The organism is Thalassolituus pacificus (assembly GCF_025318105.1).
Classification (GTDB): domain Bacteria; phylum Pseudomonadota; class Gammaproteobacteria; order Pseudomonadales; family Oceanobacteraceae; genus Venatoribacter; species Venatoribacter pacificus.
Genome location: NZ_JAOANI010000015.1, coordinates 179224 through 199900 on the forward strand (window position 1 = coordinate 179224; position 20677 = coordinate 199900).

Here is a 20677-nt window from a genome sequence, read left to right on the forward strand (position 1 = left end):
TAACGCGATTTTTGAAGAAACCAAAAAATCGCGTTATTTATCTCCTGCAGTTGCTGGCGGCCTTACCCCCCCAACATCCCACCTACCGACAACCACAGCACCCGCACGATCAGCGCCAGCAGTACAATCCAGGTCAGCAGGGTGCCGTAGTAACGGCCGAAGTGCATACCGCCTGCGGCCTGATTAAATCCCCAGGCGTGTAATACCCGCGACAACAGAAAGCCGATGCCGCACACATGCAGGAAGGCGGCGTAGGCGCCATTCAGTTCGGCCACCATCAGCAACAGTAAAACCGGTAATGCGGTTTCCAGCGCATTGGCCTGAGCGCGCATGGCGACGGCGATGGTTTTTTCGCCACCGTCGAGCAGGCCGATTTTATGTTTCAGGCGAAGGCGCACGACCATATAAGCAAGTGCCAGTAATAGCAGTGCGGTCAGAGCAATATAAAATCCACTGATCAATAACATCGGTATACCCCGGTTTTTGTGGTCATTATTTATTGTTGTCAGAACTCTTAAGCCTTGCTGCATTGGGCAAAGCTGTGGCTCATGCTAACCTGCTGCAATCAGTTACGGCAATCATTCCCGGCGATCAGTCTCTGCAAGCGCCGGCAGGAGTTTTCGGTGTTGGTTAAATCTGTCTTTCCTATTCTTCTGCGGCTGCCGCTGGTTCTGCTCTTACTGGGGCCGGTTTTAGCCAGCAATCATGCACACGCTTTTGAATTTTCCGGCCATGCACAGGTATGCCAAATGGCGTATCAGCTGGTCACGCCGGAAACCCGCCACTGGATTGACCAGCAGGTAAAAGCCGGGGGGGAGAAGAGCTTCGCCCATGCCTGTTCATGGGCTGATGAGATGCGCGACGAGCGCAGATTCCGCCATACCAAACCCTGGCATTATATTAATGTGCCGCGTACGGCGACGTCAGTCCACGCCGATGATTGCGGCGATAAAGGCTGTGTGGTGCAGGCCATTAACGATATGCAGCAACGCCTGAGTAAAAATAAAGACGACTGGCAGGCGCTGTTTTTTCTCGCTCATTTTATGGCGGATGTGCATCAGCCAATGCATGTCAGCTTTGCCGATGACCGTGGCGGTAATAAAGCCGCTGTGCGTTTTAAAGGCGATAAAACCAACCTGCATCAGCTGTGGGATGGTGATCTGCTTGGAAAATTCTCTTATAAAAAACAAAGCGCGCTGGCATTAGGGCAAATTTCCGCACAACAGCGCCGCGACTGGTCTGCCGCCAGGCCGCTCGATGTTGCCAATGAGTCGTTCACCATCACCCGCGAAATCTACCGCCATTATCAGCAGGCAGCGCAAAAGCCGGTGGTAATTGATGATGCTTATATCCGCCAATTCCGTCCGCAATTACAGCAACGCCTTCAGCAGGCGGCGGTGCGTCTGGCAGAAGCCCTGAACGGGGTTACCCTTTCCCGCCAGAACAGTGCACTCTCCACAAAACCGCCAATGGATAATTGACAGATTTATGCGAAGGGTTTTTAGTGGCTTCCGGACAACGATTCCGCAAACACACTCTGCATAAATAAGGATATTACGATGAAACCTGCAATTTATATCTCTGCTCTGCTGCCGTTAATTGCTGCAGCTCTGGTTCCTGCCGCTCAGGCCAGCAGTGGCGACCGCACCGTATGCAGCCACGGTAACCAGACCCGGATTATCGAAGTTAAATACACCGGCGAAGGCCAGATTCCATGCGAAGTACACTACACCAAAGAAACCGGCTCTCAGGTGCTGTGGAGCGCGCAGACCGAAGGTGGCTACTGCGAGCAGAAAGCCGCTGAGTTTGTCGAAAAGCAGCGCGGCTGGGGTTGGGAATGTGAAACGACCATGGCCGCCGCCGACAGCAGCGAAGAGGCTATGAGCAGCAATGAAGAAATGAGCAGCGATGCTGATATGGATAGCGAAATGCCGCAACAGGCAGCCGAAGAAGCTCAGCCGGAAAACTCTGGCATGCAACAGGAAGAAACGGCAGCCACCGCCGAATAATCCAGCCCTGCCCGGAGCCAGCTCCGGGCATCTGCGTTACTGCATTCGCCTGTAGCCATCACTGTATTTCTGCCCCCGCCTGCCATTCCCCTGCTTTCTCCGTATTTTTCCTGTCATTCTCCTTTCAGGCCGAACTGGCCCTGATTGTGGTACGCCCAGCCAAAGCCCCGCCGATATACTGCGGACAAAATAATAAAAAGGATCTCCCATGCTGCGCGTACTTTCTGTCCGTCAACTGCTGCTGTGCTGTGCTTTAATGCTGAGCCCATTCATGGCCTCTGCCATGTCTTCTTCCGGCAATACGTCCGGTTATACCCAGACCCGTCACCCGATCATGCTGGTGCAGGGTATTCTCGCTTTCGACAATATTGCCGGTATTGATTACTGGTACAAAATTGGTACGAAATTACAGCAAGGCGGCGCCAAGGTTTATGTCGCCCATATTAATGCCTTTAATAATTCCATCGACCGTGGTGAACAATTAATTCACGAAATGGAAACCCTGCAGGCAATGAACCCCGGCATCGAAAAATTCAATCTGATTGCTCACAGCCAGGGTGGTCTGACTGCGCGTTATGTTATGTCGGTACGTCCGGATCTGGTGGCCTCGGTTACCACCGTTGGTTCACCCCATCAGGGCGCGCCAATTGCCGATTTAGTGAATGGTGTTTTTGCCGACGACACGCTGCTGGGTAACCTGTTTGAAGTGGTGGGCAATACCGCAGGCAATCTGATTGATTTACTCTCTGGTGATGATGTTCCGGCTGGCGATGTACGCTCATTAACTACTGAATTTACCAGCGCCGGCGCTGCGGCGTTTAATCAGAACTTTCCCGCCGGTCTGCCACAGACACACTGTGGGGAAGGTCCTCAGCAGGTCAATATTGGTGGCCATAACATCCGCCTGTATTCCTGGGGCGGCGATGCCAACCTGACCAATATCCTCGACCCGCTGGATTATTTATTTGCCACCACAGGTTTGCTGTTCGGGCGCGAAGGTAATGATGGTATTACTGGCCGTTGCAGCAACCACTTTGGTAAAGTGCTGCGTGATAATTATCCGCTTAACCATGCCGACCTGATTAATCAGGTACTGGGCTTGCGCGGTTTAACCGCAACCGATCCCCTCAGTATTTATCGCAGCCATGCTAATCGACTGAAAAATGCCGGTCTTTAATATTCCACTGACCATACTTGTGCCAGTGCTGCTGTTTGCACTGGCTTGCTTTCTGCTCGCGCCTGACAGCCTGACAGAAAGCAGCACAACCCCTGCTACAACGCCAGCCCCAGCCACATACGAAGCAGACAATACAAATAAAACGGCAAAAGACGATGCGGAACAGCCGCCTGACAAGGCTGCACTTCCTGCATCTCTGTCGGGCACAGAACACGGTGTGACTCTCAGCGCACAACAGCAGCAACTGGTGGTGCACAGCAGCCTGCGTGATTTATTCGATTATTATCTCAGCACGCTGGGCGAACGCGATAATATCTGGATTGATACTCAGGTACGTGCCGCCCTTGCCAGACAATTAAGTGGCCAGCCGCTGGCACAGGCGGAGCATATCTGGCAGCAATATCTCAGTTACCGGGAGCAGCTGGCATTACTGCCAGCAGCGGCAGAAGATGCATCAACCTACCAGCGCCTGCAATATCATTTTGACAACCATATTGCGCTGCAGGATCAGATATTTGGCCATGCCGTTGCGGCCGCATTATTTGCCTTTGACCGTGAGCAGGATGCGCTGGCGCTGCAACAGTTGCAGCACAAGGAACAACAAAGCAAACAACAAAGCAAACAACAAAGCGAACAACAAGATGCTTCGGCAGCCAACGGCACTGAGCAGACACTATTAAACGCCAGCTATCAGCAATCCTGGGCTACGCGTCAGTATCAGCAGGAAAATGCGAAAACACAGCAATTACTGGCCATTGAACAAAATACGGATGACCCGTCCCAACGCTTTGCACAGCGTGCTGCTATTGCCGGAGAACAGCAGGCGGTACAACTGGCCGCACTGGATCAGCAGCGCACTCAGTGGCAGCAACAGTTAACGGCTTTTCAGCAGCAGGTTCGGGTAATAAAACAGCTGCAATTAAGCGCTGATGAAGAGCAGAAACAAATAGATCTGCAACTGCAGCAGGCCTTTTCTCCGGAACAACACTTGCGCGTTAAAGCACTCAGCGGGCTGCTGTAACAGCCCGCAGTCCCGAAGCTTATAACTGCGGCTGTGCACGCTTCATAATGGCATAACAGTCGATACCGGCATCCAGCGTGCCGTAGTTAAAGGCACCATTACGCACAATGCGCGAGCGGATAAAAGCATCGGTAATATTGCTGTCACCCTGCTGAATTAACACACTGGCCTGTAAGCCAACCGCAAGCTTATCGACCACCGTGCGTGAGCGGTATTCCAGAGTGCTCAGGTCGGTAAACTCATCTTTTAAATTCAGCAGGAACTGATCAAATTCACGGTAGTTACCAGCACCTTTCTGCAGCTCAGCCATAAAGGCATCCACCACTTTCGGCTCTTTGCCCATGGCGCGCAATACATCCAGACACTGCACATTACCCGAACCTTCCCAGATGGCATTAACCGGTGCTTCGCGATAAATACGTGGCAGAATATTGTCTTCCACATACGCCACGCCTCCCACACTTTCCATACTCTCGTAAGCCAGGTGCGGTGCGCGTTTGCAGATCCAGTATTTGCCCACGGCGGTGGCTAAACGGGCGAATAAATTCTGCTGCTCATCAGCCAGATTATCCAGTGCATGACCTACCCGCATACTGATCGCCAGCGCTACTTCGCTTTCAATCGCCATATCCGCCAGCACATTCTGCATTAATGGCTGCTCGTGCAGGTTTTTACCAAAAGCCGAACGGCCGGAGGTGTGGTGAATCGCCTGAGCAACCGCACCGCGCATTAATGCCGATGAACCCACCATGCAATCGAAACGGGTCATGGAGACCATTTCGATAATGGTGCGTACGCCACGGCCTTCGTCACCAATCATCCAGGCAAAGGCGCCACGAAATTCCACCTCGGAAGAAGCGTTGGAAATATTACCCAGCTTGTCTTTTAAGCGCTGCACATACATCTGGTTTTTGCTGCCATCCGGGCGCCAGCGCGGTAATAAAAAGCAGGATAAACCGCTGTCGGTTTGTGCCAGCACTAAAAAGGCATCACACATAGGGGCCGAGCAGAACCATTTATGACCGACAATTTCATACTCGGCACCGTTACCCGTACTGCTGCCAACCACATAGGCACGGGTGGTGTTGGCGCGTACATCGGAGCCGCCCTGTTTTTCCGTCATGGCCATGCCGATGGTCAGGCCCTGTTTTTCAAAAAACGGGATATTGCGCTCGTCATAATGACGCGCGGTAATTTTCGGCACCCATTCTTTGGCGACACTGGGCGAATGCTGCAATGCCGGTACTGCAGCAAAGGTCATGGTCAGCGGACAACCGGAACCGGCATCGGCATTCATATGCAGATATTCCATTGCAGCACGGGCCACATGAGCACCGGGCTTTGGTGTCGTCCACGGCAGCGAGTGCATTTCGGCTTCGATCGCGCTGCGCATTAATTCGTGATACGCCGGATGGAATTTGGCCAGATCCACACGGTTACCAAAGCGGTCATGGGGATAAAACTTCGGTTTATTTTCGTTGGCCTGAAAACCCGCCTCAATTAAATCACCACCACAACGTGCACCATAAGCACTGAGACGATCGGTAGCCCAGTCACCGCCGTATGCTTTTACCCAATGCTGTAACGCCAGATCACTGTCGTAGGCATTAAAGTTTTCCAGCGCTGTTGGCTGGTTAAAAACCGGATGGGTTTCTGCCTGGGATTTATGCTGCTGATAATCTGTGCTGCTGTTGGCACCAGCAGTGCCCACAGAAGGGGTTACGGCGTCGGTAATTTGTGGATTAACGCTGGTGTTCATAACTGACATCCTCGGCTATGGAGTTTGCTTCAGCACTGCCCAATGCACGCAGACTGAGCGCGCAAAGCTGCTGAATTAATTGTTGTTGTTCTTTGCTGGTCATCGCGGCGCGTGCCGCCATCTGGGGTAATTCGTTTGCGCTGTTCGTTTTTGCCTGGCCGGGAAATAACGGCCCGATTAACGCCTCGCTTAACAGGCCGACCAGAGCGGCTGCACTGATGCCGGCGTCCTGCGCGGCAAATTCACCACTGGCAATGCCGTCACGGATCAGGTCTTCAAAAATATCGGCGTAGGCCATGCGGTAACGCAGGCGCTCCTGCTCGACGCGCGGATCAACCGGTTCGGCAATTAGGGCGTAGGCCAGTTGCGGCCCCTGCAACGCACGCCGGGCAAACACCGCCACTGCCCGCGCCAGACGCAGGGCATAAGCATCGGCCACATTACGGCTCTCGCTGGCCGCAGCCACCTGCGCCACTTCGTGTTCGGTGGCGTAGCGGAAGACTTCCGCCACTAGTTCCGGTTTATTCGGGAAATGGCGGTAAATCGTACCCGCCGCGACACCGGAGCGCTCCGCCACTGCCGCCGCCGTGGCGGCGGCAAAGCCCTGTTCGGCAACTAAATCACGCGCAGCATGCAACAAGCGCTGGCGGGTATTCGCCTTACGGGCACGGGTATGTTCGGTTTCGCGGTAAGCCATAACGCCGGTTCCGGGTTCGCCTTGTGAATTCTGATCAAATAAGTGAATCATCATTCACTTGTTTGATCAAGGGTGTTTTTGTACAGCCGCTGAGCCTGTATTGGCTGTACCGGGCTGCCACAGAAGCTTCATCGCTTGTTCACGCCGATGTCATGCCAGACACCAATATTGGTCTAGTCCAAAAACCAACAACAATGAAGGAGACCACCATGCTTAACCAAGGCAATCAAAGATTTGGCCGGCTGCTCGCCGCTATGCTCTGCATCTGCGCCAGCACGGCCGCCCTGGCAGCCAGCAAACCGCCCGTCGTTACGGATCCACAACTACCACCGGCAAGCGGCAGCGCGCCACGGGTATTGCTGCTGGGTATCGACGGCGTGCAACTGGAAGAACTGCAACAAATCAGCACGCCCAACTTCAACCGCCTGCAGGTGCGCAAGGCCTATACCGGCGGTGTTGATGGCGAAGCCAGCCAACAGAAAACCTCCAGCGGACCGGGCTGGTCGACCATTCTGACCGGCGTATGGGCGAACAAACATCAGATCACCGCCAACGATTCCGACCTTGCTAATCCGGAGTTTCCTTCACTGTTTAAACGTCTGCGCGATGCCCGCCCGCAAGCGAAGATCGCCAGTGTGATGAACTGGGGCACTCCCAATACCACCTATTTCCGCAATGAAGTCAGCGGCAACGACATCACCCTGAATGGCCTTAGCGACAGCGCCGTTACCAGTAAAGGCATCGAATTAATTGCGCAGGATTACGATCTGGTTTTCCTGCACCTGGACGAGCCTGATCACGCCGGCCACAGCAGTTGTTTTGGCCCGGCCTACAATACCGCGTTGCGCGGTGTGGATGCGCAGCTGGGTCAGCTGCTGGATGCGGTTGAGCAAAGCAGCAGCGATTGGCTGGTACTGGTTACCACCGACCACGGCCGTGAACCGGTACTGGGTTGCAACCACGGCAGCCAGACCCGTCAGGAAAAAACCATTTTTATTGCCAGCAATAAAACCCTGAACAGCGAATTCAGCCAGTACACCAGCGATATCAGCAACGGCGATTTTTCCGCTATTTATGGTAATCCGGCACAAACCAGTATCACGCCGACGGTACTGCGTTATTTAGGTGTGGAGCCACAAATCAGCTGGCAACTGGATGGCCTGCCATTAACCGCAGCCGAAGGTGTGCGTAAAGTATTACCCGGCGGCGGCAGTAACGATTTCAGCTGGTATGCCGACAGCAGCGCTGATGTGGAAATTTTCCGTAACGGTACAGCACTGACACAGGTTGATGCCCTGCAGCGTGGCTTTGCCGACAACGCCGATGTGCGCGGTATTGTTGATTACACCCTGGTGCAGAACAACACCCCGGTGTCACTGCGCCTGAATAAAGTGGATATTGATGCTGCCGTCGACTGGAGCCTGAGCCGCGCCTATTTTTTCCGCGATGACAGCCGCTATGTGCGCTATAACAAAACCGCCGACCAGTCTGACAGTGGCTATCCGGCCAATACAAATAACAACAGCTGGCCGGGTCTGGGTGATTATGCCGGTTTAATTACCGCCGCCTTCAGCAAAGACAGCAGCCGCAGTTATTATTTTTTAAGCGATGGCCGTTATATCCGTTACAACAACAGCAGCGATCAGGCCGATGCCGGTTATCCGAAAAATATCGATGACAACAGCTGGCCGGGCTTAGGTGCCTATGCCACGCAAATTACCGCAGCACTGCGCTGGACCGGCGATAAGGTGTATTTTTTCCTGAAAAACGGCACCTATCTGCGTTATGACTTAGGCGATGACCGGGTAGACAGCGGTTACCCGAAAGCGGTTAACGATAATACCTGGCCGGGCCTTGGCGCTTATGCCCAGGATATTACCGCCGCAGTAAAATGGAGCGACAGCCGTGCGTATTTCTTCCTCAGCAACCAGCGTTATATCCGTTACTCCATCAGCAGCGACAGCGCCGACAGTGGCTATCCGGCCAAAGTTAATGGCGGCACCTGGCCGGGGCTGATGAATCCGTAATACTCAGATACATATTTAACGGCAATAAAAACCGGGCAGAATTTCTGCCCGTTTTTTATGCTGAATTAAGCGTGTTTTAAATATCCCAGAACAGCAACAGAATGGTCAGCGTTGCTGCACCCACCAGAATATTCATCGGAATACCCACGCGCAGGAAATCGCGGAATTTATAGCCACCCGGGCCGTACACCATCAGGTTGGTCTGGTAGCCCAGCGGTGTGGCGAAGCTGGCCGAAGCGGCCATCATAATCACCAGAATAAATGGCTCATGGGCGACACCAACTTTGTCGGTCATTTCCAGTACGATGGGCAGCATTAATACCGCTGCGGCATTATTGGTAATCACCTCAGTCAGAATAGAAACCACCACATAGGTAAGAATCAGCATCAGCCACGGGCGGTAATCACTGAGCTGCACAATATTTTCCGCCAGGTAGGCAGCCACACCGGTTTTCTGCAGCGCGGCGCCTAAGGCAAAAGACGCGGCAATGGTAATGACCACGGTTAAATCGACACTGCGCTCCGCCTGTTCCACCGTTAAACAGCCAGTCGCCAGCATTAACCCGGCGCCGATTAATGCCGCATTTAACATTGAAATCCAGCCCAGACCCGCGGCCAGAACAACCGCCGTCAGAATGCCCCAGGATAAATACGCGCGATTATGGCGCGGGGTTTCTTTGCCTAAATCGTTAATTAACAGAAAGTCTTTATTAAAACGCTGACGGCTGACAAAGGCCGGACGCGCTTCCAGCAATAACGTGTCACCGGCCTGCAATTTAATCGCCCGTAAATTACCGGGAATCCGCTCGCCGTTACGCGCTACCGCCAGCACCACCGCACCGTAACGGTCACGGAATCGCGCATCGCGGATGGCCTGACCAATGGCCGCACAATGGGGTGATACCACCGCCTCAACCAGACAACGCTCCGGCCGCGCCTGACTCAGCGCCAGCTCACCGGCCATGGCCGAAGGCACAATGCCGTTAATGCGCAGCAATTCTGAAATGGCCTGGGTATCACCGGCGAATACCAGACGATCGCCGCCCTGCAGCCGCTCTTCCGACGATACCGCGGTCAGTACCGTGGCGCCGCGTTCAATCTCCACCAGATAGACCCGCTCGAGATCACGCAGACCGGCTTCCAGCACGGTTTTGCCGACCAATGGCCCGTCGCTGGCCACCGACACTTCGAGGGTAAATTCGCGCAGGTTTTCAAAACCTTCGCCACTGCGGCGCTGCGGTAACATGCGCGGAAAAAACAGCCACATAAACAGACCGCCGATAATGGCGACCGGCAGACCAATGGCGGTGATAGAAAACAGCGAGAAACCTTCACCGCCGGTCAGCGACTGGTACTGGCCATTCACAATCAGGTTGGTGCTGGTGCCGATCAGCGTCAGGGTGCCGCCAAGAATGGCGCTGTAGCTGAGGGGAATCATCAGCTTGGAGGCATTGATACCAATTTTCTGCGACCAGCTGTTAATCGCCGGAATCATGGTCGCCACCACCGGCGTGTTATTGAGAAAACCGCTGAGCAGCATCACCGGCGCAAAGATACGCAGCAACGCCGAACGCAGGGTCAGCGGCCGGCCGAGTAAGCGGTTGACCAGAATGTCGATACCACCGGAGGCATGAATGCCCGCCGCCACCACAAACATGGCCGCCACGGTAATCAGACCGCTGTTACTGAAACCCGCCAGCGCCTCGCCACTGCTTAACACACCACTGACGCTGAGCAGGGTTAACGCTGCCATCATCGCCAGATGCGGCCGTACCGAAGTAAAAATAAGCGTCAGCAGCACCGCTGCGGTGAGTGCGAGAGAAAACCAGCCTTGCCAGTCCACGGCATGCTCCGGATAACATAAGGTGATGCATATTAACCGGAGTAACCAGAACCCGAAGGAATATTAAGTAATTTAAAGGTAACTAAATTGCATAAGAATGCAGGCTGCCTTGCGCGCACTAATCCTGCCGTTAGCCCAGCCGTGGCTCGGGCAGCGGCAGCAACTCGGCGGTGGCCAGCGCGCGTGCCTGTTCTTCACTCAGGCCCAGCGCGCGCAGCACCAGTTCAGCACAGTCGCTGCCGGCATCACGCCAGGTGCGCAGACCTTCGCGTACCAGATAAATCGCGCCCAGCACCGAGCTGGCAATCATGGTGACCACTGCCGACAGCTGATCAACCCGTATGCGGTACTGGCCACACTGAATACCATCCATCAGCACCTGCACCGGCGCACCGGCACCCAGACGGCGCAAGGCCGTGCTGCTGAAACCAAAGCGGCTGATAAAGTTACCCCAGGCCGGTTCTTCATGGGCGCGGCGCACATACAGGCGGATGGCTGTCGCCAGCTTGGCTGCCGGATCATTCTGCTGGCGGAAGCTGCTGACAATGCGCTGGTTCATGTCCGTTGCCAGAGTCACCGCCACTTCTTCAAACAGCCCCTGAATAGAATCAACGTGGTTGTAAACCGTGCCACGGGCAACGCCGGCAATATCCGCCAGCTCGCGCACCGTAACCTGAGTTGCGCCCTTTTCGGCAAACAACTGCAGTGCAGCGTTGTAGATACGGCGCTGGGCGGTGGTTAAACCCGGTTGCAACATCATCAGCTCCTGAACACAGTACAAACAAAGACAGACACCGGACGTAATAACGCCCGGTGAACTAAAAATCGGTATGCAGGATGGTTTTATCGACACCCTCTCAGTCTGCGGCAGGAGGGTTTAGACGCCGGGTGAGTACCGGCAAAGAAGGTGCGATTGTACCACAAGCGGGTTGGTGGCCTGAACGGGGAAAACAGGGCTCAGAGCCGACAATCGGCGTGTTTGGCTGGAACGGGCTGTTGCGGCTGAGACGGCTAATAGCTGCTCAGGTCAGGTACACAGCAAGGCTGTTCAGTTCATCTGGCTCCCACGCTCTGCGTGGTAGCCCTTGCTGGCACAGTTGCATTCCCACGCGGAGCGCAGGAACGAGAAAACCTTCATCTGGCTCCCACGCTCTGCGTGGTAGCCCTTGCTGGCACAGTTGCATTCCCACGCGGAGCGTAGGAACGAGAAACATTTCAAATTATTTGAAACGCCCAATACCCTGCCGTAAGGCTTCGTCTTATTTGCCTGCACTTCGACTGCTTCGCGCTCAGTGCGAACGGTGTTTGTGCGAACGGTGTTTGTGCGAACGGTGTTTGTGCGAACGGTGTTTGTGCGAACAGTGTTTAGTGCGAACGGTGGTGAGTGCGAACGGTGTTGAGTGCGAACGGTGTTTAATGCAAGCGGTGTTTATATTCAAAAACTCCGTTCATCCTGAGCAGCGAGGCACGAGCGTGTCGAAGGGTGGTCTCATCTGACTCCACGCTCTGCGTGGTAGTCCCTGCTGGCACAGTTGCATTCCCACGCGGAGTTTAGGAACTAGATAGGAACGAGAAAACCTTCTGCACCTACAGCACAACCGGCACTTCCAGAATAGCCGCCATGGTACGTACCAGATCCAGCTCGACCGGACGCTGCTGGCCATCGCTGTTAATGCATACCTGCATGGCTTTCACCAACCGGCCTTTAATATGCGGGTAGGCTTCGGTCAGTTTGGCCAATGCCTGATTCAGCGGTTTTAGGCTGGTGCTGCGCGGCTGCATACTCAGGCCATTAAAACCGGCGGCGCTGACCGCAGCGTTAAATGCCTCAGCCGCAGCCTCGGCGGTGTCATGACCAAAGTGCGCCAGCGTCGACAGTACCACTGCCAATTCATTGCTCAGCGCATCGGCCTTGGCGTGTTTGGCGGCGATGGGCTGTACCGGTTCAAACTGCGGATTCAGGTATTGCAGCACCAGGCGGTACAGGCACCATTCAAAGATATCGATCTCACCATCGGCTTTGGCCAGTTGCACCAGCGTCTGGCGGAAATCCTGATATTGATTAGCCGACAGTTGCTTCAGTGCCGGCATCGACAACTCGACCAGCGGCAGGCGTTCGGCCGGATTCAGGCCATTAAGCAGCGGCAGAATACGCAGCGTTTGCTTGTAAAAATCCATGCCTTGCTGGCTGCGGATCATTTCCAGCTGCTGCTCGTGCACAAAGCGCGAAGGCTCGGCCATCAGCAGCGCAAACACCAGAGCACGGGCGCTGTAGGCATCGCGTGCGGCATCCTGCAGGCGTGGCAGACTCTGTTCACTTTCCGCAACCGTTGCTGCAGGTTCAGGAGTGGCAGATTGCGCGGCGTTATCGCCACTGTGGGCCATGCTGACGCCTGCCATTCCGGCGGCGAGCCCCCTGGCCAGGGTTTCATGACTGAGGCCGGAAGCTCCCGTACCCGCCGTACTTTGCGCGGCAGCATCCGGCGCTTCATGCTCGGCGGCATCACGGCTTTGTGGCGGCTGATAGCGGCCATCCCAACGCGGCTCAACCCGGCGAATACGCTCTTCCAACGGTGGGTGAGTGGCAAACCAGCTAACACGGAACGGCAGCGCCTGACCAAAAAACAGATGCGCGGTTTCTTCCCGTTCCGGGCTGCTGATTTCGGAACCGGCACCGTAGCCGATCACTTTTAACGCGCCGCCTATGCTGTCCGGGTTACGGGTAAACTGCACCGCCGAAGCATCGGCCAGAAACTCACGCTGACGCGATACGGCGGCCTTAATTAAATTGCCGAAAAACACGCCGCCATAGCCAATGACCACCAGCCCCAGACCTAAGCCAAGCATGGCTGCACCGCTGTTGTCTTTACTGTTGCTGCTGCGATAGCGCATGCTGCGCGAGGATGAGTCCAGCAAAAAGCGGCCGATAATGCCGATAAATAAAATCCCGAACAGCACCGCCATTAAACGAATATTAAGACGCATGTCGCCGTTAAAAATATGGCTGAATTCATGCGCCAGCACGCCCTGTAACTGATCGCGGCTGAGCTGTTTCATGCAGCCACGGGTAACACCGATTACGGCATCCGATGGCTGGTATCCGGCGGCAAAGGCGTTGATGCTTTCGTCTTCCAGCACATACACCGGCGGTACCGGCATGCCAGAGGCGATGGCCATTTCTTCCACCACATTGAGCAGGCGGCGTTCGTAAAAATCTTTACTGTTGGGCAGCAATAAGCGCCCGCCAAGGGATTCGGCGACGCGACGGCCACCGCCGCGCAACATCAGCCATTTAACCAGACTGGCGATCACAACAACGGCCACCACCGCTGCTGAAATAATCAGCCACTGTTCGACATTCATATAATCGAACAATCCGGGCTGTACCGGCATTCCGGTCGAGGGGTCGAAGGCCAGTTCGGTGACATCGCTGTAGGTGCCGATCAGCTTGCTGTCGGTAAACCACAACAGCGCCGCAACCAGTATATTCAGCAGCACAACCAGACAGGTAACCGCAGCGGCAAACAGCAATACCAGCTGGCTGGTACGCTTACGCGCCTGATCCTGATGGGTAAAAAAATCCATGATGATTTCCAGATAGGGCAAGGTCAGATATCAGCGCGCTGATATCTGACGCTTAACTTCAGAAGCTGACTTTCGGAGCGCTCTGAATCTGTGCGCTGTCTTCAAATTCAAGCAGCGTGGCATTGCTCGGATGACCGAACTTCGCGGCCAGTACCACCGGCGGGAATGACTGGCGATAAATGTTATACGCCGTTACCGCATCGTTGAATGCCTGACGGGCAAACGCGACTTTGTTTTCAGTGCTGGTCAGTTCTTCTGATACCTGCATCATATTCTGATTGGCTTTCAGATCCGGGTAGGCTTCCATCACCACATTCAGACGGCCCAGCGCACCGGCCAGAGCACCTTCAGCACCGGCCAGTTGCTTCATCGCATCGGCAGAACCGGGATTGCTGGCGGCGGCTTTTAAACCTGCAGCGGCGGTATTACGCGCAGCAACAACCGCTTCCAGCGTGCCGCTTTCGTGCTTCAGATACGCTTTGGCGGTCTCGACCAGATTAGGAATCAGATCGTAGCGGCGTTTAAGCTGCACTTCGATCTGAGCAAAGCCGTTTTCGTAGCGGTTTTTCAGTGTTACCAGTGTGTTGTAGATGCTGATGGCATACACCACCAGCAAGGCAAGAACGACGAGGATAACGATGGTTGAAACAGACATAAAAATTCCTTGTGTTATTTGTACCAGCTGCCGGAAGCATTCTGATAATACTGGCCCGCGGCTGCGGCTTTTTTCGTCAGTTTGTCACCGGCGATTTTTTCGATATTGGCCAGCGTGGTGCTCTGCTTGGCGGCAATTTCCTGATATTTGGCTTTACGCTGCTGATTGATCTCTACCACCAGTGCTGCAGCGTCGCTGTTGCCGCTGGCAACCAGTCCTAAATAACCGTTGGTCTGTTCGCCGACCAGCCCCATTTGCTTGGCCCCGTCGAGATCCAGTGCCCAGCAGCTGAGCGAGACCAGTAAAGCGGCGGTTAATAATGCGATTCTTTTCATGGGTAATTCCTTCTCCGTCGTTTCGGCTCAGAACAGTCCGTCTTCTTCTTCAAACAGGTTTTCCAGCTCTTTCTCGACCTTCACCCGCACTTCATGTTCAATTTTCACATTCAGATTAATGGTGATGGGCTTATCCGGAGCAGCCACCTTTAACGTGCAGGCACTGAGCGGCGCTAACAGCAGCAACGCCAACAGCGTGTTTTTTGCCAGCAGGATTAGTTTCATACAATCGATCCTTCGTTAGGAACTCTGATTACGGCAGTTACTCTATCTGCCTGTCAGGCCAATGCAAAGCCTGACACTCTGTCATACGTCACACTATTTCTTTTTGCGGATACCATAAGTGGCCTGCGCCTTAGCCTTGGCTTTGGCTTTTGCCCGCTGCTTGCGCGGATTGCCGCTGCGCTCCAGCCCTTCATTAAAGCTGGGTTCAAACCCGGTCAGCCAGACCATCGGCAGCGGCCGTTTGATCAGCGCTTCGATATCGGCCAGCAGATTCTCTTCATCACGCGCCACCAGGCTGATGGCATGACCTTCATTGCCTGCCCGCCCGGTACGGCCGATTCGGTGTACGTAGTCTTCGGCATTAAACGGCAGCTCGAAGTTCACCACATGACTGAGGGCAACAATATCAATGCCGCGCGCGGCTACATCCGTGGCAATTAACGCGCGGATTTTGCCTTCGCGGAAATCGTCCAGCGCTCGCTGACGGGCGCCCTGACTTTTATCACCATGCAGGGCATCGGCTTTAATGCCATCCAGGGCCAGTTCTTTGACCAGGGCATCGGCACCTTGCTTGGTACGCACAAACACCAGCACCTGCTGCCAGTTACCGGAGCCGATCATAAATGCCAGCGCGGCGGCTTTTTTACCTTTATCCAGCTGATACAGGGTCTGCTGAATGGCATCGACAGTGCTGTTCTGTGGCGTCACTTCCACCAGCAGCGGATCATTGAGCATACCGTACGCCAGATCTTTTACCGTTTTGGGAAAGGTGGCGGAGAAAAACAGCGTCTGCCGCTCTTTTGGCAACGCGCGCAGAATGGCGACGATTTCATCACTAAACCCCAGATCGAGCATACGGTCGGCTTCGTCCAGTACCAGGGTTTTTACCGCTGACAAGCTCAGTGCTTCCTGACGCAGCAAATCCAGCAGACGCCCAGGCGTTGCTACCAGAATATCCAGCCCCTGCGCCAGCGCATCAATCTGCACCTTCAGGCTGACGCCGCCATAAGCCACGCCGGTGCGCAAACGCGTGCCCTGACTGTAACGTACGCTGCTGTCGGCCACCTGTTGCGCCAACTCACGGGTCGGCGCGATGACCAACAGCTGCGGCTGTTTGCTTAGGGCGGGTTCCTGCGCCAGCAGACGCTGAATCTGTGGCAACAAAAACGCGGCGGTTTTACCGGTACCGGTCTGCGCTCCGGCCAGCACATCGCGCCCGGCCAGCACCGCCGGAACAGCACCCTGCTGCACCGCCGTTGGCTGCGTATACCCCAGGCTGGTGAGGGTGGAAAGAAGCGGTTCGGTAATACCCAGATCGGCGAATGCCATGGTCAGATTCTCAGGCCATAAAAGCCCGCATTGTAACACGGGCAATCCGGCGTTATGGCCTGCCTGGGCTATAGTCAGGAGATTCTGTTCAGCGGAAAAACCTGTGCCTCCATTTCTGCTTGTCCGCCTGTTGCTGCTGCTGCCGTTGCTAGCCATGACACTAAGCAGCCATGCCGACACCATCCGCATGGCGGTCGGACTGGCACTGCCGCCGTATGTGATATCGGCTGAAAACCGGGGAATGGAACTGGACATCGTGCGCGAAGCACTGGCACTCGGTGGCCATCAGCTGCAACCACTGTATGTGCCTTTTGCCCGCGTTCCGGAAAGCCTGAGTCAGGGTAACGCCGATGCCGCCATGACCGTGTCTACCGCCACCGAGCTGACGGCGGCGTATTTTTCTGACGAACACATTGAATACCACAATAGCGTGATTGCACTGGCGCAACGCCACCTGACCATTCAGCAATTCAGCGACCTGCTGAATTACTCACTGATTGCCTTTCAGAATGCCAGCCATTATCTGCCACAGACTTATCAGCAGATGGCACAGCAACACCCTCAATACCGTGAAATTGCCCAGCAGAATATTCAGGTAGCCATGTTATTCAGCGGTCGTATCGACACCATTGTGATGGACATTAATATCTTTGAATATTACCGCCAGCAGGAGCGGCAAGTGGATGTCAAAGCGGCGGTACAGTTTTTTATGCTGTTTCCGCCAACGCCTTATCAGGTGGCCTTTACCCGCGAGCAATGGCGTGATGACTTTAACCGTGGCCTCAAAAAACTGCGGGCCAGTGGTCGCTGGCAGCAGATTATCGACGCCTACCTGCGCCCGGTGCGCCAACCTACTGGCCCTGATACTGCGCCAGCGCAGCGGTAACCTTCTGTACGTAATTACGCGTCTCTTCATACTTCAGTTGTGTGCGCAGATGGGCATAGACCTGCTTCGGACTCATGGCATTAATGCGGCGCGCGGCATCTTTAACCGAGGTGTTGCCACTGAACGCGCGGGCGACATTACCGGCCCCGGTGTTATAGGCGGCGATCACGCAATACAGGCGACTCTGTGGGTCTGTCACCGCATTCAGATACTGGCGATCAAGAATGTGCAGGTAGGCACAACCCAGCTCGATATTGGTCTGCGGCTTAAACAGCTCGGCACCGCTCAGCAGACGCTCTTTGCCATACACCTTTTTGGTGGCATCACGTCCGGCACTGCCGGGCACAATCTGCATCAGGCCAAAAGCCGGCACATGGCTCTGCGCCATCGGGTTAAACGCGGATTCGGTCTGCATAATGGCCATCACCAGCGCCGGTGAAATCTGCCATTTGGTCGCGGCACTCTGCACCAACGGCAGATAACTGTGCGCCCGCGCCGGTAAAGCGTTGGCCTGTAGCGGGATGGTGACCGTAATCACCTTGCCTTTGCTGGTGTTCTGCTGCTGTTGTTTGGCCTGGCGCAGCAAGGCGTCGATATCCGCCTGGCGAATACCACTGACCCCCTGCGAACTGGATGGCGGCTGGCTGCCCGCCACTTTATTCAGCAATGGGTCCTGTTGATAAGACTGGCGAATGCTGGCCTGCACGACTTTTTCGAACTCGGCACGGATGCGGGCTTCGCTCAGCCGCGCGGCATCGTCACCGGTAAACGACAGGCGGACTTCATTGTGCTCAAAGTCGACCACACGGCGGGTCTGCAGGCGGTTATCGTATTCCACCCAGACTTTTTTATCGGACAGCTCCGGACGACTCCATACCCGGCCGAGGCGGTTCTGGTAATCCTTATACGCCGCCAGATACGCCTGACGGTACTGTATCCATTCCTGCTGAATGGAGGCAGCACCTTCACGTTGCAGGCGCTGGTAACGCTCAAACCCGGTCTCGGCGCGCGCGCCCGCAGGCAGCAGCAGGCCGGTACAAAGAGACACACTGAGGGCAAGCAGATCACGGCGTTTCATCAATTCTTCCTTTCACTTTTCTTAGGGCCTGTTAACACTAATTGAATCGGCCTGCTGAGAGCCAGTTTTTCCCAGAATAAGGAGTGGGAAGCAGTATTGTCAGGAACCCCCATATTCCTGACCCTGTGGGCTTCGCGCCCATCGCTCCGCGCAGATAGGTAGCGGGCTGAATGAATGACGAACGACGACGTTAATGGGGAAAACGGGCCCGAATCAAAAGCCTGTCTACACTCAACAATCAGGCCCAAGGGCAGAACAGACAGGTTAAAGGGTGTGCATCAGCCACGGCAAACGAAGCGTGGCGACCACACTCTGCGGCTGAGTCCGTTTTTTGCGCTGGATCGTTTTTCCGTCAGGCAATCGGAGTTTTAATTTAAACCCCTACAAAATGCCGCTATAATCCCCGCGATTTCAATAACGGTAAGCCGTGAAACCACAGTGTTCGCGCCTTGACTGAAGAATTTATTACCCCCGGGTTACTGTTACTTCTGCGTACCAGGCCCTATAAGAGGACTCTTCCGTGAAACAACTGAAAGCACTGATCCTGGCTGCTGCCACTCTGCTGATGGCACAAGCCCACGCTGCAACTGACGCCCAGAACGACAAAATCGCTGAACGCATCAAGCCGGTTGGTACGGTATGTGTTGGCGCTGAATGTGGTGGTGCGGCGGTTGCACCGGCGGAGCCACGCTCTGGTGAGCAAGTATACGCTTCAGCCTGTACTGCCTGTCACAGCATGGGCGTTCTGGGTGCTCCAAAGACTGGCGATACAGCTGCCTGGGATGCGCGTCTGGCGAAAGGGATGGATGCCACTCTGAAAAATGCACTGAATGGTCTGAACGCAATGCCACCTAAAGGTAACTGCGTAAACTGTTCCGACGATGAAATCCTGGCCGCGATTAAGTACATGTCAGGACGTTAATACGTCAGAACATAAAAAAGCCGCATCGTTGAATGCGGCTTTTTTTTGCCCGGAATTTACCCACCGCTTAACCCGCGGAGGACACCAGACGGATCACATCCGCATAACCCGGCGGCTTCTGCACCAGACCACGCTGGCGCAGCAGACCGTGCAGTTGCGGTAAACGGTAGTAGGGTACCGATGCCATCAAATGATGCTCGATATGAAAATTCACCCGCACCGGTGCAACAAAACTGCGTGCCAGCCAACCGGCACAGGTTGTGCGGGTATTGCGCAGCGGGTTATCACTGCCCTCGGTCATGGCGTGCTCAGCCATCGCGCGGATACGGATAAACAGCGGATAAGGGATCAGCCAGGCTGCCACCCACAGCAGATACAGCTGCGGCCAGCCTGCGCCCCACAGCAGCAGAAACAGCAGAGCATTCACCAGCAGTGACGGCGTACTGTTGCGCATAAATTCCCCCATATAGCTGAACAGGCTGCGGCCTTCGCGTGGCAACCATTGCACATCGTTGGCGACCGTCCATTTCAGCAGACCGGCATTCATCAGGGCCACCCCGGCCAGATATTTCAGCCCGGTCAGGCCGCTGAGGTCACGGGCAAACTTACGCAGCATTGAGACTTTACTGGTCGGCAGTCCACGTACCAGCGACAAATCCGGATCGCCGTCACGGCCGGTAAAGCTGTGATGACGCATGTGATGGCTGCGGTAACGGTACAGATCCAGACTGATCGGCCGCGCGCACAACCAGTCGCTTAGCTGGTTATTGCCGAAGCGGCTGTTAAACAGGGTGTTGTGGCTGGCTTCATGGGCCAGAATGGCCAGCGCCAGCTGACGTCCGCCCAGAATCATCAGGGCCAGTAACACACCGGGCAATAACAGATACCAGGGTTGCTGCAGAGCCCAGCCGGCCAGGGCAAAGCTGGCGGCGATGATCAGCCAGGTGGAGGCAATCGCCCAGCCGCCGCGCCAGTCGGAACGCCGGGTCAGCGCGCGAATCTCTTCACGGGACAGAAAATCGGTGACTTTCGGGCTGCGTTGCTGGCGCAGCAGATCATCATTGGATGCAGACATAAGCCCTCGCACAACCGCAGGAATTATTATTCCGCCATACTACTCACAAAACAC

At 55.1% G+C, this 20677-nt stretch carries 19 protein-coding genes; 7 read left to right on the forward strand and 12 right to left on the reverse strand.

The window, feature by feature from the left end:
* Window positions 1-62: 62 nt before the first annotated feature.
* Entirely contained in the window at window positions 63-467 is a 405-nt protein-coding gene (locus NYR02_RS07950) for an MAPEG family protein (protein WP_260975838.1), read from the reverse strand.
* Between the two features lie 156 nt (window positions 468-623).
* On the opposite strand from NYR02_RS07950, the gene NYR02_RS07955 reads away from it, so the two are divergent.
* From NYR02_RS07955 to NYR02_RS07970, 4 genes are all read left to right on the forward strand, one after another.
* Window positions 624-1481 (forward strand): S1/P1 nuclease, encoded by an 858-nt coding sequence (locus tag NYR02_RS07955; protein ID WP_260975839.1) that lies wholly within the window; start codon window positions 624-626, stop codon window positions 1479-1481.
* A 78-nt stretch (window positions 1482-1559) separates the two neighbouring features.
* Window positions 1560-2009, forward strand: coding sequence for a hypothetical protein (locus tag NYR02_RS07960; RefSeq protein WP_260975840.1), 450 nt, complete (start codon window positions 1560-1562; stop codon window positions 2007-2009).
* Between the two features lie 208 nt (window positions 2010-2217).
* Window positions 2218-3186, forward strand: coding sequence for a lipase family alpha/beta hydrolase (locus NYR02_RS07965; RefSeq protein ID WP_260975841.1), 969 nt, complete (start codon window positions 2218-2220; stop codon window positions 3184-3186).
* Window positions 3187-3403: 217 nt separating this feature from the next.
* The gene (locus NYR02_RS07970; protein WP_260975842.1) at window positions 3404-4207 is read left to right on the forward strand and encodes a lipase secretion chaperone; all 804 of its coding nucleotides are present in this window, start codon (window positions 3404-3406) and stop codon (window positions 4205-4207) included.
* A gap of 19 nt (window positions 4208-4226) precedes the next feature.
* Here NYR02_RS07970 and NYR02_RS07975 read toward each other — a convergent pair whose 3' ends face one another.
* Window positions 4227-5966 (reverse strand): acyl-CoA dehydrogenase family protein, encoded by a 1740-nt coding sequence (locus NYR02_RS07975; RefSeq protein ID WP_260975843.1) that lies wholly within the window; start codon window positions 5964-5966, stop codon window positions 4227-4229.
* Entirely contained in the window at window positions 5950-6663 is a 714-nt protein-coding gene (locus NYR02_RS07980) for a TetR/AcrR family transcriptional regulator (protein WP_260975844.1), read from the reverse strand. Before NYR02_RS07980 ends, NYR02_RS07975 begins: the two co-directional genes overlap by 17 nt.
* 209 nt (window positions 6664-6872) lie before the next feature.
* Here NYR02_RS07980 and NYR02_RS07985 point away from each other — a divergent pair, with 209 nt between their 5' ends.
* The gene (locus NYR02_RS07985) at window positions 6873-8690 is read left to right on the forward strand and encodes a hemopexin repeat-containing protein (protein ID WP_260975845.1); all 1818 of its coding nucleotides are present in this window, start codon (window positions 6873-6875) and stop codon (window positions 8688-8690) included.
* Between the two features lie 76 nt (window positions 8691-8766).
* On the opposite strand, the gene NYR02_RS07990 is transcribed toward NYR02_RS07985, so the two are convergent.
* The 7 genes from NYR02_RS07990 to NYR02_RS08020 all read right to left on the reverse strand — a co-directional run bounded on the left by NYR02_RS07990 (window position 8767) and on the right by NYR02_RS08020 (window position 16662).
* A complete protein-coding gene (locus NYR02_RS07990; RefSeq protein ID WP_260975846.1) occupies window positions 8767-10533 on the reverse strand; it encodes an SLC13 family permease in 1767 nt (588 codons plus the stop codon).
* A gap of 130 nt (window positions 10534-10663) precedes the next feature.
* Window positions 10664-11293: a TetR/AcrR family transcriptional regulator gene (locus NYR02_RS07995; protein ID WP_260975847.1), complete on the reverse strand. Its 630-nt coding sequence runs from the start codon at window positions 11291-11293 to the stop codon at window positions 10664-10666.
* Window positions 11294-12120: 827 nt separating this feature from the next.
* Window positions 12121-14118, reverse strand: a complete 1998-nt coding sequence (locus NYR02_RS08000) for a M48 family metallopeptidase (RefSeq protein ID WP_260975848.1) — start codon at window positions 14116-14118, stop codon at window positions 12121-12123.
* A gap of 58 nt (window positions 14119-14176) precedes the next feature.
* On the reverse strand, window positions 14177-14773 hold the full coding sequence (locus NYR02_RS08005) for a LemA family protein (RefSeq protein ID WP_260975849.1): 597 nt from the start codon (window positions 14771-14773) through the stop codon (window positions 14177-14179).
* Window positions 14774-14787: 14 nt separating this feature from the next.
* A complete protein-coding gene (locus NYR02_RS08010) occupies window positions 14788-15108 on the reverse strand; it encodes a YdbL family probable chaperone protein (protein WP_260975850.1) in 321 nt (106 codons plus the stop codon).
* Window positions 15109-15135: 27 nt separating this feature from the next.
* A complete protein-coding gene (locus tag NYR02_RS08015) occupies window positions 15136-15333 on the reverse strand; it encodes a YnbE family lipoprotein (protein WP_260975851.1) in 198 nt (65 codons plus the stop codon).
* A 93-nt stretch (window positions 15334-15426) separates the two neighbouring features.
* On the reverse strand, window positions 15427-16662 hold the full coding sequence (locus NYR02_RS08020) for a DEAD/DEAH box helicase (protein ID WP_260975852.1): 1236 nt from the start codon (window positions 16660-16662) through the stop codon (window positions 15427-15429).
* Between the two features lie 103 nt (window positions 16663-16765).
* Between NYR02_RS08020 and NYR02_RS08025 the strand changes: the two genes are divergently transcribed.
* Window positions 16766-17548 carry a substrate-binding periplasmic protein gene (locus tag NYR02_RS08025; RefSeq protein WP_260975853.1) on the forward strand — a complete coding sequence of 261 codons (783 nt, stop codon included), beginning with the start codon at window positions 16766-16768 and terminating at the stop codon, window positions 17546-17548.
* Here NYR02_RS08025 and NYR02_RS08030 read toward each other — a convergent pair.
* The gene (locus NYR02_RS08030) at window positions 17514-18626 is read right to left on the reverse strand and encodes a transglycosylase SLT domain-containing protein (RefSeq protein ID WP_260975854.1); all 1113 of its coding nucleotides are present in this window, start codon (window positions 18624-18626) and stop codon (window positions 17514-17516) included. The two genes, NYR02_RS08025 and NYR02_RS08030, sit on opposite strands and share 35 nt — an antisense overlap.
* Before the next feature lie 520 nt (window positions 18627-19146).
* On the opposite strand from NYR02_RS08030, the gene NYR02_RS08035 reads away from it, so the two are divergent.
* Entirely contained in the window at window positions 19147-19548 is a 402-nt protein-coding gene (locus NYR02_RS08035; protein WP_338055939.1) for a c-type cytochrome, read from the forward strand.
* 67 nt (window positions 19549-19615) lie between these two features.
* Here NYR02_RS08035 and NYR02_RS08040 read toward each other — a convergent pair whose 3' ends face one another.
* Window positions 19616-20623: a fatty acid desaturase family protein gene (locus NYR02_RS08040; protein WP_260975855.1), complete on the reverse strand. Its 1008-nt coding sequence runs from the start codon at window positions 20621-20623 to the stop codon at window positions 19616-19618.
* Window positions 20624-20677 lie beyond the last annotated feature (54 nt).

Excerpts from the sequence above, each read along its gene's own strand:
- NYR02_RS08005 (WP_260975849.1), bottom strand. The coding sequence starts at position 14,773 with ATGTCTGTTTCAACCATCGTTATCCTCGTCGTTCTTGCCTTGCTGGTG.
- NYR02_RS08010 (WP_260975850.1), bottom strand. The coding sequence starts at position 15,108 with ATGAAAAGAATCGCATTATTAACCGCCGCTTTACTGGTCTCGCTCAGC.
- NYR02_RS08040 (WP_260975855.1), bottom strand. The coding sequence starts at position 20,623 with ATGTCTGCATCCAATGATGATCTGCTGCGCCAGCAACGCAGCCCGAAA.
- NYR02_RS08030 (WP_260975854.1), bottom strand. The coding sequence starts at position 18,626 with ATGAAACGCCGTGATCTGCTTGCCCTCAGTGTGTCTCTTTGTACCGGC.
- NYR02_RS07975 (WP_260975843.1), bottom strand. The coding sequence starts at position 5,966 with ATGAACACCAGCGTTAATCCACAAATTACCGACGCCGTAACCCCTTCT.
- NYR02_RS08020 (WP_260975852.1), bottom strand. The coding sequence starts at position 16,662 with ATGGCATTCGCCGATCTGGGTATTACCGAACCGCTTCTTTCCACCCTC.
- NYR02_RS07950 (WP_260975838.1), bottom strand. The coding sequence starts at position 467 with ATGTTATTGATCAGTGGATTTTATATTGCTCTGACCGCACTGCTATTA.
- NYR02_RS07995 (WP_260975847.1), bottom strand. The coding sequence starts at position 11,293 with ATGATGTTGCAACCGGGTTTAACCACCGCCCAGCGCCGTATCTACAAC.
- NYR02_RS08015 (WP_260975851.1), bottom strand. The coding sequence starts at position 15,333 with ATGAAACTAATCCTGCTGGCAAAAAACACGCTGTTGGCGTTGCTGCTG.
- NYR02_RS07965 (WP_260975841.1), top strand. The coding sequence starts at position 2,218 with ATGCTGCGCGTACTTTCTGTCCGTCAACTGCTGCTGTGCTGTGCTTTA.
- NYR02_RS07980 (WP_260975844.1), bottom strand. The coding sequence starts at position 6,663 with ATGGCTTACCGCGAAACCGAACATACCCGTGCCCGTAAGGCGAATACC.
- NYR02_RS07985 (WP_260975845.1), top strand. The coding sequence starts at position 6,873 with ATGCTTAACCAAGGCAATCAAAGATTTGGCCGGCTGCTCGCCGCTATG.
- NYR02_RS08000 (WP_260975848.1), bottom strand. The coding sequence starts at position 14,118 with ATGGATTTTTTTACCCATCAGGATCAGGCGCGTAAGCGTACCAGCCAG.
- NYR02_RS07960 (WP_260975840.1), top strand. The coding sequence starts at position 1,560 with ATGAAACCTGCAATTTATATCTCTGCTCTGCTGCCGTTAATTGCTGCA.